This is a genomic window from Corynebacterium sp. NML 150383 (assembly GCF_002285085.1).
GTDB lineage: Bacteria > Actinomycetota > Actinomycetes > Mycobacteriales > Mycobacteriaceae > Corynebacterium > Corynebacterium gottingense.
In genome coordinates this window covers 1-15640 of the sequence record NZ_NSGK01000002.1, presented here as the reverse complement: position 1 = coordinate 15640, position 15640 = coordinate 1, and the positions used below count along the sequence as shown (strand labels likewise).

Below are 15640 nucleotides of genomic sequence, written 5' to 3'. Positions count from 1 at the left end.
AAACTTTTCCGGGATATGGCACCCATCACAACGTGAACTGGTAGCATCTGCCATTGTGACCACGCCGTAAAAATAAAACTTAGGTGACCCAAACCACGCAGAGGATAACAGTCACCGCCGTTCCGAGGAGGTTCAATGGAAGGCATTCAGGACACGCTGGCCAAGGCCGGCATTTTCCAGGGCGTCGACGCCGACGCGGTGGCCGCTCTGATCAAGGAGATGGAGACGCTGACGTTCTCCCGCGGTACCACCATTTTTGATGAGGGCGAACCGGGCGACCGGCTCTACATCATCGTAGACGGCAAGGTAAAGCTGGCTCGCCACGCCCCCGACGGACGCGAGAATCTGCTCTCCGTGATGGGCCCGTCCGACATGTTCGGTGAGTTGTCCATCTTTGACCCGGGCCCGCGCACCTCCTCCGCCGTCTGCGTCACCGAGGTGACCGCGGCGACGATGGACTCGCAGATGCTCAAGCAGTGGATCACGGACCACCCGGAAATCTCCCAGCAGCTGCTGCGCGTGCTGGCCCGCCGCCTGCGCCGCACCAACGCGTCGCTGGCAGACCTCATCTTCACCGACGTGCCCGGCCGCGTGGCCAAGACGCTGCTGCAGCTGGCCAACCGCTTCGGCACCCAGGAGGGCGGCGCGCTGCGCGTCAACCACGACCTCACGCAGGAAGAGATCGCGCAGCTGGTCGGCGCCTCCCGCGAGACCGTGAACAAGGCGCTCGCTACGTTTATGCACCGCGGCTGGATCAAGCTGGAGGGCAAGTCCGTCCTCATCGTGGACACTGAGCACCTGGCTCGCCGCGCCCGCTAGCCCGCGAGCACCCCAAAAACGAACACTGCCCCGGCACCTCGCCGGGGCAGTCGCAGTTGTACGGGGCGTTACTTCTGGTTGCGCAGGTAGCGCAGGCCCACGCGGGTGGACTGCTCGGCAGCGCCGCGGAGGACCGGATCGACATCGTCATAAATCGCGTCAACGAGGGTGTTGATGTCCGCGTCCTCGCCGTGCTCCTTGAGCGCCTGCTGGATCTGCTCGAGGCGCTGGTTGCGGCGATCAATGTACTTGCGCGCGTACTTGGACAGGTCCTCGCCCTCGGGGCCGTGGCCCGGCAACAGCATGATCCCATCGCCGCGGGTCTCCAGCATCTCCAGGCTGTCCAGGTACTCGCCCACATCCCCATCGGTCTCGGAGATCATGGTGGTGTGGCGCCCCGCAATGGTATCGCCGGTGATGATGCCCTCCAGCTGATCGTCCTCCACCTCGTGGGTGTAGACGAAGAAGCAGACGGAGTCCCGGGTGTGGCCGGGGGTGTGCGCAACCTGCAGCTTCGGCGTCACGCCGTCGAGGGAAATGATCTCGCCGTCCTGCAGCGCTTCCGCGTTGTGGCAGTACTGCGGGTCGAACGAACGAATCGGCGCGCCGGTGAGCTGGCGGAACCGCTCTGCACCATCCGCGTGGTCGTGGTGGCGGTGGGTGATGAGGATGAGGGCGACCTTGTCTGCCTTAGCCTGCAGCACGTTGAGGTGGCCTTCATCCGCCGGGCCCGGGTCCACGACGATGCTGTACTCATCTTCCGGGTCGCGGATGACCCACGAGTTGGTTCCTTCCAGCGCCGCGTAGCTCGGGTTGGGCGCCAATACGACAGCGGCGGAGGTCGTCACAGGGCGCAACTGACTGTAAGCGGGGTGCTTCATGTCTCCAACCCTACCGCGTCCTGCACCATCAGCGCAGCACGGGGCATGCGCTTATCGACGCCCCTCCGCGCCCTCCGCAACCTCGACCACGAGCTCGACTTCGACGGGTGCGTCCAGCGGCAGGACAGCAACACCAACCGCGGAACGGGCGTGCTCACCGGCCTCGCCGAAGACCTCCTTCATCAGGTCGGAGGCGCCGTTGATCACGGCCGGCTGGCCGGTGAAGGACGGGTCCGAGGCGACGAAGCCGACGACCTTGGAGATGCGGGTGACATTGTCCAGGCCCACGAGCGCGTCCACGGCGGCGAGCGCGTTCAGCGCGGCCTGGCGGGCGTACGTGTAGGCATCCTCCGCGTTGACCTCTGCGCCGACTTTGCCGGTGGCCGGCAGTGTGCCGTCGATAAGCGGCAACTGCCCCGACGTCCAAACCTGGTTGCCGACGCGGTTCGCGGGGACGTACGCCGCGACGGGCGCGGCGACCTGCGGGAGCTCAATGCCGAGCTCGTCGAGTGCTGCGGTCCACGATCCCGCCATGGCTTACTCCACCTCTCGCTTGAGATACGCGACAACGTTATCCGGGTTGGGGCCCGGGGTGACGGAGACGAGCTCCCACCCGTCCTCGCCCCAGGTATCCAGGATCTGCTTCGTGGCGTGAGTAAGTAGCGGCACAGTGGCGTATTCCCATTTCTTCATGGCGACCACCCTACCGTGCCGCGCCACGCGACAGCGGGGCTTCTATTCTCGTGTCGGCTCAGGCACGACGAAGCGGTACCCCAGCCCCGGCTCAGTGAGGAGAAACTGCGGGTTCGTCGGGTCATCTTCCAGCTTGCGCCGCAGCTGGGAGGCATACACACGCAGGTAGTGACCCTGCCCTTCAAAACCCGGACCCCAGATCTCCTCTAGCAAATCCTCCTTGCGCACGAGTCCGCCGTGCGCGCGGAGCAGCGTGGTGAGCACACCCCACTCCGTCGGGGTCAGGTGGAGGACCTCACCGGCTTTGGTCACGCTGTGCTGCGGAATATCAATGCGCAGATCCCCCGCGCGAATGACCCCGGTGTTCTGGTGCACCGGGGACTGCTGCGGCGCACCGTGCCGCAACGCGACGCGGACACGGGCAAGCAACTCTTCCATGGAAAAGGGCTTGGTCACGTAATCATCGGCACCTTGGTCCAGCGCCGCGGCGCTTAAGAAGGGATCAGCGCGGGCCGTCAGGATCACCACGGGTACCGCGGACCAGCCGCGGATCCCGTCCAGCACCACGGAGCCGTCCATGTCGGGCAAGCCCATATCCAAGATGACCACGTCGGGCTCGTTGCGCGAGACGACCTGCAGCCCCTTTGCGCCAGTGCCCGCGACAAAGACCTCGTAGCCGCGCGCTTTAAAGTTGATCCGCAGCGCGTTGAGCAGACGCCGGTCATCGTCCACGATCGCAATACGCACTTTCCTATTCGTCATCGCTTTCTCCTTCCCGCCGCGGGAAACTTAGGGTAAACGTTGCCCCCGGGGTGGCTTCGACGGTGATCGTACCGCGCATTGCCTCGACAAACCCGCGAACTACTGACAAACCAAGACCTACGCCACTGTCGTTGTTGGTATCGCCGAGACGCTGGAACGCCACGAACATGTCCTTTTGTTTCTCGGGCGGAATCCCCGGCCCCTCGTCCGACAAAGTCAGCTCTACTCGATCGTCCACAACTGCCGCGCTCAGGAGAATCTCCCCCGTTGGCGCGTAGCGCAGCGCGTTATCGAACAGGTTCGCCAGCACCCGCTCGAGCAGGGCGGCATCGGCGCAGCAGGTCATGCCCCGCAAGCTTTCATCGAGCACAAAGCGCTGCGTCTGCGCGCGCGAATGTCCAAACGCGCAAGAAGCAATCGCGCGGTGCGCCACCTCGTAGAGCTCCACCGCTTCACGACGAGCCGTCACCGCACCGGCACTCAGACGCGAGTGGTCCAACAGGTTCGTCACCAGAAGCGTGAGCTGGTCAATACTCGCAGCGGTTTCCGCCAACAGCTCCTCCCTATCCTCCGGGCTGAATTCCACCTCCGAGTTACGCAGCGAAGAGACCGCGAGCTTCGCCGTAGCCAGTGGGGTGCGTAGATCGTGGCTCACGCTCGACAACAGCGCGCGGCGCAGCTCATCTGTCGCCGCCACCGCGTTCACGCGCGCCGCCTCCTGGCTCAGCTGTTCCTCGCGCACCACACCCGCGAGATACCCAGCGACGACTGCGACTAGGGTCCGGTCGCGCGCCGACAACGCCGGGCCTTCCAGAGCCAGCTCGACAGTCTGGTCCTCACTGTAAACGACCGTCTCGATGTTTTTACCCGGGGCCGAACGCGGAATAGGGAGACGAGTGTGTTTTCGCTCCCCGCTGCCAGTGCTCTGAGATCCCCGTGCCGCAGACGAGGAGTACCACACAGCGAGGCTGTCGCCTGAGGCGTCAACAAGTTCGGCGCGGTGGCATCCAAACGCTTCGCCGACTTTCCGCATCACCGCGTCGATTGGTGCCACGTCGGCGTTGCGGTTGAGCACTGCGCGGGAGAAGACGGTGAGGAGCTCCGCGTCGCGGGCAGCTACGAGCGCATTGTGGCGCTCCCCCTTGGTCCTCCGAACCAAGATCCCCACGGCCAACGCGGTGGCAACCATGACAGCGGCGATCACCGCGTTCGCCGGATCAGCAATGTCAAAAGTATGTATGGGAGGGGTGAAGTACCAGTTCACCGCCAGTCCCGACGCCACCGCCACCAGCACTGCGGAGAGCAAGTCTGCAGCGAGGCTGACCAGGAGGATGAGTGCAAAATAGAACGCGGCGCAGGTGCCGGTGCCCAACGCCTGGCCATCTGCCGCGACAAGAAGCGCGGTCAACGCGACGAAGGCAAGAGCCGCCACCACCAACGACACCGCGCGGCGCGGAACCGAGCGCAGTGGGCGAAAGAGCTGAGTGACCCTGCGCGTTCGTTTGGGAGGCAGGTTCACAATGTGGCAGTCAATCTTGCCGGACTGGCGCACCACCGCATCCACCACAGAGCTGGGGCCGTGCAGCTCAAACCGTCCCCTGGAGGAGACCCCCAGCACCAGCTGCGTTGCATTGACACTCCGTGCAAAATTCAGCAAGGCTTCTGGCACCGAGTCGCCGGTGACCTGGTGCAATCGCGCGCCGACGTCCTGGGCCAGCGTTTGCAGCTTTGCCAGTTGCTGCGCCGACCCCGCTACGGACGAGGTACCGGATGCGAAAGAGTCCCCAAAGACCACGTGCACCACGTGTAGCTCCGCGGAAGACTTCGTGGCAATGCGACGCCCGCGCCGGATGAGCAGCTCGGCGTGCGCAACATTCTGCACAGCCACGACAACCCGCTCCCGCGCCTCCCACGTCTCCGTGATCTCCTGCTCGGCACGGTAGGCCGCCAGGGCTTCGTCGACCTGATCTGCCAGCCAAAGCAGGGCGAGCTCGCGGAGCGCGGTGAGGTTACCGACGCGAAAGTAGTTATTTAGCGCCGGTGCGATGCGCGCCTCGTGGTAGACCTGGCCGTCGCTCAAGCGCGTGCGCAACAGTTGCGGGGAGACGTCAATCAGCTCGATCTCGTCGGCGGCACGAACCACCTCATCGGGCACCGTTTCCTGCGGCGCGATGCCTGTGATCTGCGTGATGACGTCGTTGAGGCTTTCTACGTGCTGGATGTTCAAGGTGGAAATCACGTCGATTCCCGCATCCAAGATCTCCTCTACATCCTCCCAGCGCTTCGCGTGCGTTTCGCCGCGAGGATTGGAGTGCGCGAACTCGTCGATAAGCACGATGCTCGGTCGCCTCCTAAGCACTGCCTCGGTATCCAACTCACCGGCGGCGATCGCGCCAACGTGCCGCCGCGGAATGACCTCGAGGCCCTCGCACAGCGACTTCGTGTAGGCACGGCCGTGATCTTCAACAATGCCGACGACTACATCAGTGCCACCCCGCAGCAGTGTGTGCGCCTCACTCAGCATTGCGCAGGTCTTGCCCGAGCCGGGCGCAGCGCCAAGATAGATTTTGAGCCGACCCCGCTTAGGAGTCTGGGGTGTGGAGTGCGTGGACATAAGTCAATTCTCTTATGCGCAGGGCGGTGGCGTGGGCAACGCCATGTTCAGCGTGGTCACATTGACAGCGTCCTGGCCAAGAATCCCCAGGCTAGCGAGGTCAGTGTGGGTGGCAATCAGCTCCTCGATCTCCGCGACACTCATACCCTGCTCCCGCGCGACTCGAGGTGCTTGGAGTGCGGCGTACGCGGGGCTGATCCCAGGGTCGACGCCGGAACCAGAGCCGGTCACCGCGTCGCTCGGTACCTCGCCCTCCGCGACCCCTTCCCGCTGAGCAATTGCTTGCCGACGCTTGCCTATCTCCTCCTGCAGCACCGCACTACTCGCACCGTAGTTGCTCATGCCCTCGGCGCGAGGGAAGAAGTACGGGCCTTCGCTCACGCCATCTTGAATTTTGGCTGAGCCCGCCAGACATTCACCCTGGTAGAGCAGGCTCCCCTCCGCCGAATCCACCTTGATGCGGGAAATTCCCCACACCGCCGCCGGGTACGCCAAACCGAGGGCGAAGGTACACAGCAGTACTGCCACAAAACCGGCGATGAGGTTACGCATATAGATACGCATGACTATTCCTTTCCTACTGCAATCCCGGAAGGAGTGCGACGACCTGGTCAATGAGCCAGATCCCGATGAATGGTGTGAGCACGCCGCCCAGCCCCCAGATTCCGAGGTTGCGGCGAAGTAACGAGGACGCTGAAGCGGGGGTGTACGACACACCCTTCAAGGCGAGCGGGATCAGCGCGACGATAATCAGCGCGTTAAACACCACTGCAGAAACGATGGCCGACTGCGGTGAATGCAGGTGCATCACGTTGAGCTGTTCGAGGTGCGGCAGCTGCGCGGAGAACAACGCAGGCAGAATGGCGAAGTACTTCGCCAGGTCGTTGGCCAGAGAGAAGGTGGTCAGCGCGCCGCGGGTGATAAGCAGCTGCTTGCCGATACGCACGACGTCGATGAGCTTTGTCGGGTCCGAATCCAGATCGACCATGTTCGCGGCCTCCTTGGCCGCGGAGGTGCCAGTATTCATCGCCACGCCGACATCGGCCTGCGCGAGCGCCGGTGCGTCGTTCGTGCCATCGCCGGTCATCGCGACCATGCGCCCTTGTGCCTGCTCTTCCCGAATGCGGGCGAGTTTATCCTCTGGGGTAGCCTCGGCAATGTAGTCGTCCACGCCGGCCTCTTGTGCGATCGCGGCAGCCGTGAGCGGGTTATCGCCGGTGACCATCACCGTTTTAATGCCCATTGCGCGCAGTTCCGCGAAGCGCTCCGCCATGCCCGGCTTCACGACGTCGCTCAAGCGCACCACTGCCAGCACCCGCCGAGTCTCGTCCGCCTCTTCCACGGCAACAGGCAGCGGGGTCCCGCCTTCCTGCGCGATCTGGGTGATTGCCGCCTCAATCTCTTGCGGCCACTGGCCACCGGCCTCGGTGACCCAGCGGCGCACCGCGTCTCCTGCGCCCTTGCGCAGTTTGCGCCCGGCAAGGTCCAGGCCGGACATGCGAGTCGAAGCACTGAACGGGATGACCTCGGCGGTGCGTTCTTCCTCGCCTGCCCCGGAGGGCAGGTCGTAGTGCTCGGTCAGCCATGCGACAATCGAGCGCCCCTCGGGCGTTTCATCTGCGACCGAAGCCACACGCGCGACGTTCGCTGCCTCGAGTTCATCGACGCCTTGCGCCACGATCAGGTCCGTTGCCTGACGGTTTCCGTAGGTGATGGTGCCCGTCTTATCTAGCAGCAGGGTCGCCACGTCACCGGCGGCTTCCACCGCGCGGCCAGAGGTGGCGAGCACGTTGTGGCGAACCAGGCGATTCATCCCTGCGATGCCCACCGCAGAAAGCAGTGCCGCAATCGTCGTGGGGATCAGGCACACCAGCAGCGCGATCAGTGAGAGTGGGGACAGTTCAGCGCCAGTAAAAACACCCATTGGGGCAAGGGCGGTGACGGCGATGAGGAAAAGGATCGTCAGCGTAGACAACAGGATGCTCAACGCGATCTCGTTGGGTGTTTTCCTGCGCTCAGCCCCCTCCACCAGCGCGATCATGGTATCCACGAAGGTCGAGCCGGGCTCGGAGGTGATCGTGACAACGATGGAGTCGGACAACACGACGGTGCCGCCCGTCACTGCACAGCGATCGCCGCCCGCCTCGCGCACAACCGGGGCAGACTCACCAGTGATCGCAGATTCATCGACAGTGGCCGCGCCCTCGATCACATCACCGTCGCCGGGGATGGTCTCCCCCGCTTCAACCCGGACAATCGCGCCTCGTGTTAGCTCCGACGCCGGGACGACTTCGATGCCGTTGTCGGTCACGAGGTTCGCGGTGGCGTCGTCACGCACCGAGCGCAAACTGTCAGCCTGGGCCTTGCCGCGCCCCTCAGCGTAGGCTTCCGCAAACGCCGCGAACGCGATGGTAAACCACAGCCAAATCGTGATCACCCAGCCGTAGACACTCGGCGCAGCGATGGACCACATCGTGGTCAGCGCAGCGCCGACCCAGACGACGAACATCACAGGGTTCCGGGACTGCTCCAGCGGCGACATCTTCCGGGGCAGCGCCTGCAGCGCCGGGCCCACGAGACTGCTGTTGTCGTTGCGCTGCTTCTTTTGGGGTGTCAAAGTTTGGGTAGTCATGAGAGTGCCTCCGAAATGGGACCCAGGGTAAGAACGGGGAAGAACGTCAGTGCTGCGACCAGCACGATGACGCCAACCGTGAGCAAGGCGAAGGTGATGCCAGCCGTGGGCAAGCTCCCCGCGGTGGTTGCTTGGGCACGCTGCCCCGCAAGGCTGCCGGCCAGCGACAGCGCGAACACGATGGGCAAGAACCGGCCAAGCAGCATGACCACGCCAAGCGAGATCTGCCACCACGGTTCGGTCACCGTCAGCCCTGCGAAGGCGGAGCCGTTGTTGTTTGCCGCCGAGGTGAAGGCGTACAGCACTTCAGAGAGCGCGTGGGCGTTGTCAGGCGTGCCCGGCGCGCCAAAGTTCGTCGCGGACGCTTCAACCAGCGCACGCTGCGCAACCGACGCACCGACGCCGACCAGCACCAGTACCGGCATCGTCAGGATGTACAAGCTCACCGCGGAAATCTCCTGGCGGCCAATCTTGTTGCCCATGAACTCTGGAGTGCGACCGACCAGTAGCCCGCCGATGAACACTGCGAGCACAGCGACAATCACCAGGCCGTATAGACCGGTACCGACGCCACCCGGCGCGATTTCTCCCAACAGCATGTTGAGGATGAGCAGGCCGCCGCCGAGCGGCGAGTAACTGTCATGCATCGAGTCGACTGCACCCGTGGACGTCCCTGTCGTCGAGACCGCAAAGAGCGCGGACGCATCGATGCCGAGGCGCTGCTCAATGCCCTCCATGTTGCTTCCGGCCGCAGTGGCGGCACCTCCCACCACGGTGTGCTGCGCCCACGCCACCAGCATGACCATCACTGCCCACAGACCACCGGCCACCCCAAGGAGGGTATAGGCGTGCTTGTGGGATTTGAGCATGACACCGTAGGCGCGGATGAAGCTGAAGGAGATCACGAGCAGTGCGAAGATCTCCACCATGTTGGTAAAGCCCGTGGGGTTTTCAAACGGGTGCGCAGAGTTCGCACCAAAGATACCGCCGCCGTTAGTGCCGAGAAGCTTGATTGCTTCCTGGCTTGCCACCGGCGCACGCGAAATATCGACGCCGGACGCGCTCACCAGATTGGACCCGAAGGTTTGCATCGTGCCGCCCAGGATGAGCACAGTGGAAATGACCAGTGATAGCGGCAGCAGGATGCGGACAAGGCTGCGCGTTAAATCCACCCAGAAGTTTCCGATCAGCTGCTGGCCGGACTGCTCAGCCACCGTGTCGCGGCTATACCCGAGGTGGCCAATGCCGCGGATGAGCGCGGCAGCCACAGACATGCCAACGGCTGCGGAGGCGAAGTTCTGTACCGTCAGGCCAAGCATCTGCGTTGCGTTGGTCAGCGTGTCTTCGCCGGAGTAGGACTGCCAGTTCGTGTTTGACACAAACGACGCCGCGGTGTTGAAGGCCATCCACGGCTCGACCGCCGTGTCGCGAGCGTTGCCGAAACTCGGCAGCACCGTTTGCAACCGCTGGACTAAGTAGAGCGCGAGCACGGAAGCGAGGCTGAATCCGAGGAGTGCACGCGCATAGTTTTTACTGCTGTGCCCCCGGCTGGGGTCGACGCGCAGGATTGCGTAAATACCGCGCTCTACCGCCCAATCCCGCTCGGATGTGTAGCTGCGCGCCATCCAACTGCCCAGGGGAACGTACGCGAGCACCAGCAGCGCTATAAGGACGAGGAATTGCGGCAGTACCGCCGCTATTGCGTGCATCATGCGAATCGCTCCGGATCAATGAGCGAAATGACAAGGTAGACCACGAGGAGTGCGACAACGATGAGCCCGACTGTCGCGGTTACGGTACTCATCATTTTCCTCTCCTGATCTCATTAACCAGGGAGGGGCAGCCGAGCGTAAGGAACACGACCACAATGACGAAAAGGTCCAGCATCAGGAAGAGTCCTCCATGTGAACATGTGTTGAAGCGATTGCCCGATACGTGCTGCGAATCAGGCGCCGGTGCGATTGCACCTGCCACAACTCACGTTATGGCTAGTCAGCGTCGCTTCCGCATGTTCTTTGCGCGATATTTACACCCCACCTGCCAAACTCTTACGTTTTCTTTACGCGCCCACTTCCACCCGTCGGGAGAAGCCGTGAAAAGAGTGCGGCCCCGCTCAGAAAGTTGAGCGGGGCCGCAAGACGTACGTGCGTTAGAGCCCTTCGATTTCCTTTCCGGAGGACAGGTACTCGGCCCAGTCGGTCACATCGGGGTTCTTGCGCAGCACGGCGCGACGCTGGCGCTCGGTAAGGCCGCCCCAGACGCCGAACTCCACCTTGTTGTCCAGCGCGTCCGCGCAGCATTCCATCTGCACCGGGCAGCGGCGGCAGATGGCCGCGGCTTTGCGCTGTTCGGCGCCGCGAACGAAGAGCGCGTCCGGATCGCCGTTGCGGCAATGCGCCCTGGTCACCCATTCCCCGCGATCAAACATGAGGTTGCCGTCTGCGTCACACTTTCGCGCGGTGGTAGAGGCTGCGCGCAGTCCAGCGTGCAGGTCGTTGCGTCCGAGTGTTGTGGTCATGGCGGGCTCCTTTCGGGAGGGCGTTCGTGCATAATTCACACCTTGACGCAATTTATACTACGCCAAGCCTGTGCGGCACCCACATCGGCCTACCGTTACCTTGCTGCAGGTTCCCAATCGCGGCCCCGCAACCTGGCAAATAAGCTTCAGGAATGCTGTATGCATTTTGCACCTGTAAGTGTATTCACACACCCCCACCCCTGTCGAATGGGTCACATTTTTGGGGGGAGATATGTATTCACCCGCGGCACGCCGATCATTTAAGGTAAAGGCGTGTCTGCACTGAGTTCCTTAGGAAAACTTCTCGCCGCGCTCCTCGCCGCCGGCGTCGCTATCGCGCTCTGCCTGGCCCCCGTCGCGGGCATCGGCGGCATGGCTATTGCCCGCACCGATGAGACGATGCAGTCAAACCTCTCCGACATGTCGGGCGGCGAGGTGCCCGGCGTGACCACGGTGACGGACGTCAACGGCACCCCCATCGCCTGGATCTACAACCAGCGCCGCTACGAGGTGCCCAGCGAGAAGATCTCGCAGTATGCAAAGGACGCCCTGGTCTCTACCGAGGATCGCCGCTTCTACCAGCACGAGGGCGTGGACATGCAGGGCTTTGCCCGCGCGATGGTCACCAACGTGCTCGCCGGCGGCGTGGAGCAGGGTGCCTCCACGATTAACCAGCAGTACGTGAAGAACTACCTCTGGCTCGTGGACGCGAAGGACGACGAGGACGCGCAGGCCGCGACTGAGCAGTCGATCCCCCGCAAGCTGCGCGAGATGCGCATGGCCTCGGACCTAGACAAGACGCTGAGCAAGGACGAGATCCTCACGCGCTACCTCAACCTCGTCTCCTTTGGTAACCACGCGTTTGGCATCGAGGCCGCCGCGCGCACCTACTTCGACACCTCGGCGAAGGAACTCACCCCAGACCAGGCCGCGCTGCTCATCGGCCTGCTCCAGTCCGTGGAATACCTCAACCCCTACACCAACCCGGACGGGGCGACCGAGCGCCGCAACGTGGTGCTGAACAACATGGCCGCGCAGGGCTTCCTGGACCAGCACGAGGCCGACGTGCTGGCGGGCAAGCCGCTGGGCATCGTGGATACGCCGCGCACTCTCCCCCAGGGCTGCCTCACCGCGGGCGACAGCGGCTTCATGTGCGACTACGCGCTGCGCTACCTTGCCGACAAGGGCCTGCCCCTGGAGGAGCTTGAGCGCGGTTCCTACACCATCACCACCACCCTGGACCCGCAGGTGCAGGAGTCCACGGTGCAGGCGGCGCGCAACAACGTCAGCCCGTACACCAACGGCGTGGCCGAGGTGGTCAACGTGATCAAGCCGGGCGCGGATTCCCGTGACATCCTGGCCATGGCCTCGTCGCGCTACTACGGCCTGGACCTGGAGCAGAGCCAGACCATCATGCCGCAGCCGACCTCCCTGGTGGGCAACGGTGCCGGCTCCGTGTTCAAGATCTTCACCGCCGCTGCCGCGCTGGAGCAGGGCTACGGCCTGGACACCATGCTGGAGACGCCCACCCGCGCCGTCGTCTACGGCATGGGCAAGGGCGGCGCCGCCAACTGCCCGCCCGACGCGTACTGCGTGGAGAACGCGGGCACCTACAAGCCGCGCCTTTCGCTTCGCGACGCCCTCGCGCAGTCCCCCAACACCACCTTCATCCAGCTCGTGCAGCAGGTCGGTGTCGCGCGCACCGTGGACATTGCCGTGCGCCTGGGGCTCCGCTCCTACCTGGACGAGGGCTCGTTTGGCGACGACCGCTCCGTCGCCCAGGCCGCCAAGGACGAGAACATGGGCGCCTTCGTCCTCGGCCCCACCGCCGTGAACGCGCTGGAGCTGTCCAACGTGGGCGCCTCGCTGGCCTCCAACGGCCGCTGGTGCGAGCCGAACCCGATCAGGTCCGTGCGCGACAAGCACGGCCAGGAGGTCTTCATCGACCGCCCCGCCTGCGAGCAGGCGATCGAGCCCGACATCGCGAATGCGCTGGCGCAGGGCATGTCGGGCGACGCCGTGAACGGCACCGCGAAGGACGCCGCCGCCGCGGCCGGGTGGAACGCCCCGGTCGCCGCCAAGACCGGCACGACCGAGTCCCACCAGTCCTCCGCGTTCCTCGGGTTCACCCGCGGGATGGCGGCGGCGACCTACATCTTCAATGACGGCACCCAGACCACCCCGCTGTGCACCGGCCCAGTCCGCCAGTGCTCCTACGGCGACCTGTACGGCGGCAACGAGGCCGCCCGCACCTGGTTCCAAACCGCCTACGGCGTGCCCGGCGCGGCAGCGGCCGGCATCCCGGCCGCCAGCGGCGCCTTTGACAAGGGCACGAGGCGCGGACCGATTGATCAGGTCGTCGGCTTGGACGCGAACACCGCGCGCGCCCGGCTCCAGGGCCTGGGCTACACGGTGACCGTCAACATGGTCGCCGGAGGCGGCGCGCCGTTCAACAGCGTCGTCTCCGCCGTCCCCGCGGATCCGAACCTTGCCCCCGGCAGCTTGGTCACCATCAACGCTTCTGATGGCTCGGGCGGCTCCGGCGGCGCCCCAGGCGCCGGAGATGCAGGCGGTGCGGGCGCAGCGGCCCCGGCGAACCCGTCGCCGGCCGCCCCCTCCGCCCCCGCACCGTCGGGCCCGGCGGCGCCCCAGGCGCCGGAGGCACCGGTCAACCTGGATGATATTGGCCGCCAGCTTGGCGACGCCGCCGACAACATCGGCAACATCCTCGGCGGCAACGGCCAGCAGTAGGCGCGGTCAGCGCTTACTGGGAAAGGCGCGCCTTGACTGCCTCGGAGATGCGCTTGCCGTCGGCGCGGCCAGCGGCCTTGGCAGTCGCCTCCTTCATCACCTGGCCCATCTGGGCCATGGAGGTGGCGCCGGTGGCGGACACGGCGGCGTCGACAAGCTCCTTGAGCTCCGCATCATCCAGCTGCTTCGGCTGGTAGCCCTGCAGAATCTCCGCCTCCGCGAGCTCGGACTCCGCGAGATCCTCGCGGCCGTTCTGCGAGTAGATCTCCGCCGACTCGCGGCGCTTCTTCACCTCGCGGGCGATGATCTTCTGGATGTCCTCGTCGGTGACCTCGTGTTTAGACCCCTCGGTCTCCGCGGCCTGGATGGAGGCCAGCAGCATGCGGATCGTGCCGGTGCGCTCCTTCTCCTTCGCCTTCATGGCTTCCTTGAGGTCTGCGCGGATCTGATCTTTCAATGCACTCATAGGGCAAACGATACGCGACGCACCCCCCAAGACGGCGGGGGCACACTAAGGTTGGGCGGGTGAGCAAGCTGAAAACTATCGCAACGACCATCGGCGGCCTCGGCGCGGCCGGCATAGGCGCGCTGGCGTACGGCGCGAGCCAGACCACCAACTTCCAGCTCAAGGAATACGAGCTGCCGTTGCTCGCGCCCGGCACGCTGCGCGGGAAGGACTCCTTCGACGTCCTTCACATCGCGGACCTGCACATGATCCCGGGGGCGAAGCGCAAAGTGGAGTTCGTCTCCTCCCTCGACGCGCTCGAGCCCGACCTGGTGATCAACACCGGCGACAACCTCTCGGACCTGCGCGGCGTGCCGTGGGTCCTCGACGCGCTCGGGCCGCTGCTCGACCGCCCCGGTGCGTTCGTCTTTGGCACCAACGACTACTGGGCGCCGAAGCCCGTCAACCCGTTCAAGTACCTGCTGGACCAGAAGCGCGAGCCGTCGTACGTAGACCTGCCGTGGGAGGGGATGCGCGCCGCGTTCATCGAGCGCGGCTGGCGCGACGCCACCCACCACCGCCTCGAGTTCAAGGTCGGCGACCTCCGACTCGCGCTCGCCGGTGTGGACGACCCGCACCACGACCTGGACCGTTACGAGGAGATCGCGGGAGCACCCAATGCAGACGCGGACCTGTCGATCGGCCTGTTGCACGCGCCTTATCGACGCGTCCTCGACCAATTCGAAACAGACGGCTACGACCTCGCGCTTGCCGGACACACGCACGGCGGGCAGATCTGTTTGCCGGGCGAGCGCGCCATCGTCACGAATGCGGACATCGACCGCGAGCGTGCCTCCGGCCTGCACCGCTACGGGAAGATGTGGATGGAGGTCTCCAACGGGCTCGGCACCTCCAAGTACGCGCCGGTGCGGCTGTTCTGCCCGCCGTCGGCGGCGCTGCTGCACATCACCGAACGAGCCGAGTAGGCACTTGACCTGCCGTTTTGGCCAAACGGCGACGCTGGGCTAAAGTATCCCAGGTACCGCTCAGCAGAGCAGTTACAACCGGGATATGGCGCAGCTTGGTAGCGCGCCTCGTTCGGGACGAGGAGGTCGCAGGTTCAAATCCTGTTATCCCGACGGTACTGAAACCCCGCCCAGCAGGGCGGGGTTTTGCTTTGCCTTGTTGGCGGGGTTGCGGTGTGTGGGGCTGGGGCCCGGGCAGGCTCGGCCGGTCTGGGCTCGGCCTGGGCCCGGCCGGGGCGCGTTTGACGAGAACACGATGACGAAGTCGCAGACATTTACTCGCATCCTCGTCACCCTGCCCTCGTCATCTCGCCGAATAACACCAGACCCCCACACCCCGGCAGGCAACAGCCGCATCCAGCCAAGCCCCACCGGGTTAAGCGACAAAATGTGTGCTTTTTGAGCTATAGATTCCCGGTCTTACCTCCGGCTACGGCGGGAAAGTGCTCGTCGAATCGGGATTCCTGGCTTGCAACATGAAGGTCCACCACTCCAGCCAT

General features: G+C 64.6%; 14 protein-coding genes and 1 tRNA gene. 4 read left to right on the top strand and 11 right to left on the bottom strand.

The window, feature by feature from the left end; translation table 11 throughout:
• The first annotated feature begins 135 nt into the window (after positions 1-135).
• Complete coding sequence (gene glxR, locus CKJ85_RS02060) at positions 136-819, top strand: CRP-like cAMP-activated global transcriptional regulator GlxR (protein ID WP_095535934.1); 684 nt, start codon at positions 136-138, stop codon at positions 817-819.
• Positions 820-887: 68 nt separating this feature from the next.
• On the opposite strand, the gene CKJ85_RS02055 is transcribed toward glxR, so the two are convergent.
• The 10 genes from CKJ85_RS02055 to CKJ85_RS02010 form a co-directional block, all read right to left on the bottom strand.
• Positions 888-1700, bottom strand: a complete 813-nt coding sequence (locus CKJ85_RS02055; protein ID WP_095553275.1) for an MBL fold metallo-hydrolase — start codon at positions 1698-1700, stop codon at positions 888-890.
• A gap of 51 nt (positions 1701-1751) precedes the next feature.
• Positions 1752-2234, bottom strand: coding sequence for a RidA family protein (locus CKJ85_RS02050; protein WP_095535932.1), 483 nt, complete (start codon positions 2232-2234; stop codon positions 1752-1754).
• A 3-nt stretch (positions 2235-2237) separates the two neighbouring features.
• A complete protein-coding gene (locus CKJ85_RS02045; protein WP_095066741.1) occupies positions 2238-2393 on the bottom strand; it encodes a DUF4177 domain-containing protein in 156 nt (51 codons plus the stop codon).
• Positions 2394-2435: 42 nt separating this feature from the next.
• The gene (locus CKJ85_RS02040; protein WP_095553274.1) at positions 2436-3155 is read right to left on the bottom strand and encodes a response regulator; all 720 of its coding nucleotides are present in this window, start codon (positions 3153-3155) and stop codon (positions 2436-2438) included.
• Entirely contained in the window at positions 3145-5769 is a 2625-nt protein-coding gene (locus CKJ85_RS02035; protein WP_095553273.1) for an ATP-binding protein, read from the bottom strand. Before CKJ85_RS02035 ends, CKJ85_RS02040 begins: the two co-directional genes overlap by 11 nt.
• Positions 5770-5781: 12 nt before the next feature.
• Positions 5782-6333 carry a potassium-transporting ATPase subunit C gene (locus CKJ85_RS02030; protein WP_095535929.1) on the bottom strand — a complete coding sequence of 184 codons (552 nt, stop codon included), beginning with the start codon at positions 6331-6333 and terminating at the stop codon, positions 5782-5784.
• A 13-nt stretch (positions 6334-6346) separates the two neighbouring features.
• Positions 6347-8401, bottom strand: coding sequence for a potassium-transporting ATPase subunit KdpB (gene kdpB / locus CKJ85_RS02025; protein WP_095553272.1), 2055 nt, complete (start codon positions 8399-8401; stop codon positions 6347-6349).
• Complete coding sequence (gene kdpA / locus CKJ85_RS02020; protein WP_095535927.1) at positions 8398-10113, bottom strand: potassium-transporting ATPase subunit KdpA; 1716 nt, start codon at positions 10111-10113, stop codon at positions 8398-8400. The genes kdpB and kdpA overlap by 4 nt, the downstream gene beginning before the upstream one ends.
• Positions 10110-10205: a K(+)-transporting ATPase subunit F gene (kdpF, locus tag CKJ85_RS02015; protein WP_233125659.1), complete on the bottom strand. Its 96-nt coding sequence runs from the start codon at positions 10203-10205 to the stop codon at positions 10110-10112. The genes kdpA and kdpF overlap by 4 nt, the downstream gene beginning before the upstream one ends.
• A gap of 345 nt (positions 10206-10550) precedes the next feature.
• Positions 10551-10829 (bottom strand): WhiB family transcriptional regulator, encoded by a 279-nt coding sequence (locus CKJ85_RS02010; RefSeq protein WP_095275337.1) that lies wholly within the window; start codon positions 10827-10829, stop codon positions 10551-10553.
• Positions 10830-11192: 363 nt separating this feature from the next.
• Here CKJ85_RS02010 and CKJ85_RS02005 point away from each other — a divergent pair, with 363 nt between their 5' ends.
• Complete coding sequence (locus CKJ85_RS02005) at positions 11193-13670, top strand: transglycosylase domain-containing protein (RefSeq protein ID WP_095553271.1); 2478 nt, start codon at positions 11193-11195, stop codon at positions 13668-13670.
• 13 nt (positions 13671-13683) lie between these two features.
• Here CKJ85_RS02005 and CKJ85_RS02000 read toward each other — a convergent pair whose 3' ends face one another.
• Positions 13684-14136, bottom strand: a complete 453-nt coding sequence (locus tag CKJ85_RS02000; RefSeq protein ID WP_095538153.1) for a GatB/YqeY domain-containing protein — start codon at positions 14134-14136, stop codon at positions 13684-13686.
• 68 nt (positions 14137-14204) lie between these two features.
• Here CKJ85_RS02000 and CKJ85_RS01995 point away from each other — a divergent pair, with 68 nt between their 5' ends.
• Both CKJ85_RS01995 and CKJ85_RS01990 read left to right on the top strand, forming a co-directional pair.
• Positions 14205-15101, top strand: coding sequence for a metallophosphoesterase (locus tag CKJ85_RS01995; protein WP_095553466.1), 897 nt, complete (start codon positions 14205-14207; stop codon positions 15099-15101).
• 79 nt (positions 15102-15180) lie between these two features.
• Positions 15181-15254, top strand: a tRNA-Pro gene (locus CKJ85_RS01990).
• Positions 15255-15640 lie beyond the last annotated feature (386 nt).

Coding starts and splice junctions, on each gene's coding strand:
- CKJ85_RS02035 (WP_095553273.1), bottom strand. CDS start 5,769: ATGTCCACGCACTCCACACCCCAGACTCCTAAGCGGGGTCGGCTCAAA.
- CKJ85_RS02050 (WP_095535932.1), bottom strand. CDS start 2,234: ATGGCGGGATCGTGGACCGCAGCACTCGACGAGCTCGGCATTGAGCTC.
- CKJ85_RS02010 (WP_095275337.1), bottom strand. CDS start 10,829: ATGTTTGATCGCGGGGAATGGGTGACCAGGGCGCATTGCCGCAACGGC.
- CKJ85_RS02040 (WP_095553274.1), bottom strand. CDS start 3,155: ATGACGAATAGGAAAGTGCGTATTGCGATCGTGGACGATGACCGGCGT.
- CKJ85_RS02055 (WP_095553275.1), bottom strand. CDS start 1,700: ATGAAGCACCCCGCTTACAGTCAGTTGCGCCCTGTGACGACCTCCGCC.
- kdpF (WP_233125659.1), bottom strand. CDS start 10,205: ATGAGTACCGTAACCGCGACAGTCGGGCTCATCGTTGTCGCACTCCTC.
- kdpA (WP_095535927.1), bottom strand. CDS start 10,113: ATGATGCACGCAATAGCGGCGGTACTGCCGCAATTCCTCGTCCTTATA.
- CKJ85_RS02030 (WP_095535929.1), bottom strand. CDS start 6,333: ATGCGTATCTATATGCGTAACCTCATCGCCGGTTTTGTGGCAGTACTG.
- kdpB (WP_095553272.1), bottom strand. CDS start 8,401: ATGACTACCCAAACTTTGACACCCCAAAAGAAGCAGCGCAACGACAAC.
- CKJ85_RS02000 (WP_095538153.1), bottom strand. CDS start 14,136: ATGAGTGCATTGAAAGATCAGATCCGCGCAGACCTCAAGGAAGCCATG.
- CKJ85_RS02045 (WP_095066741.1), bottom strand. CDS start 2,393: ATGAAGAAATGGGAATACGCCACTGTGCCGCTACTTACTCACGCCACG.
- glxR (WP_095535934.1), top strand. CDS start 136: ATGGAAGGCATTCAGGACACGCTGGCCAAGGCCGGCATTTTCCAGGGC.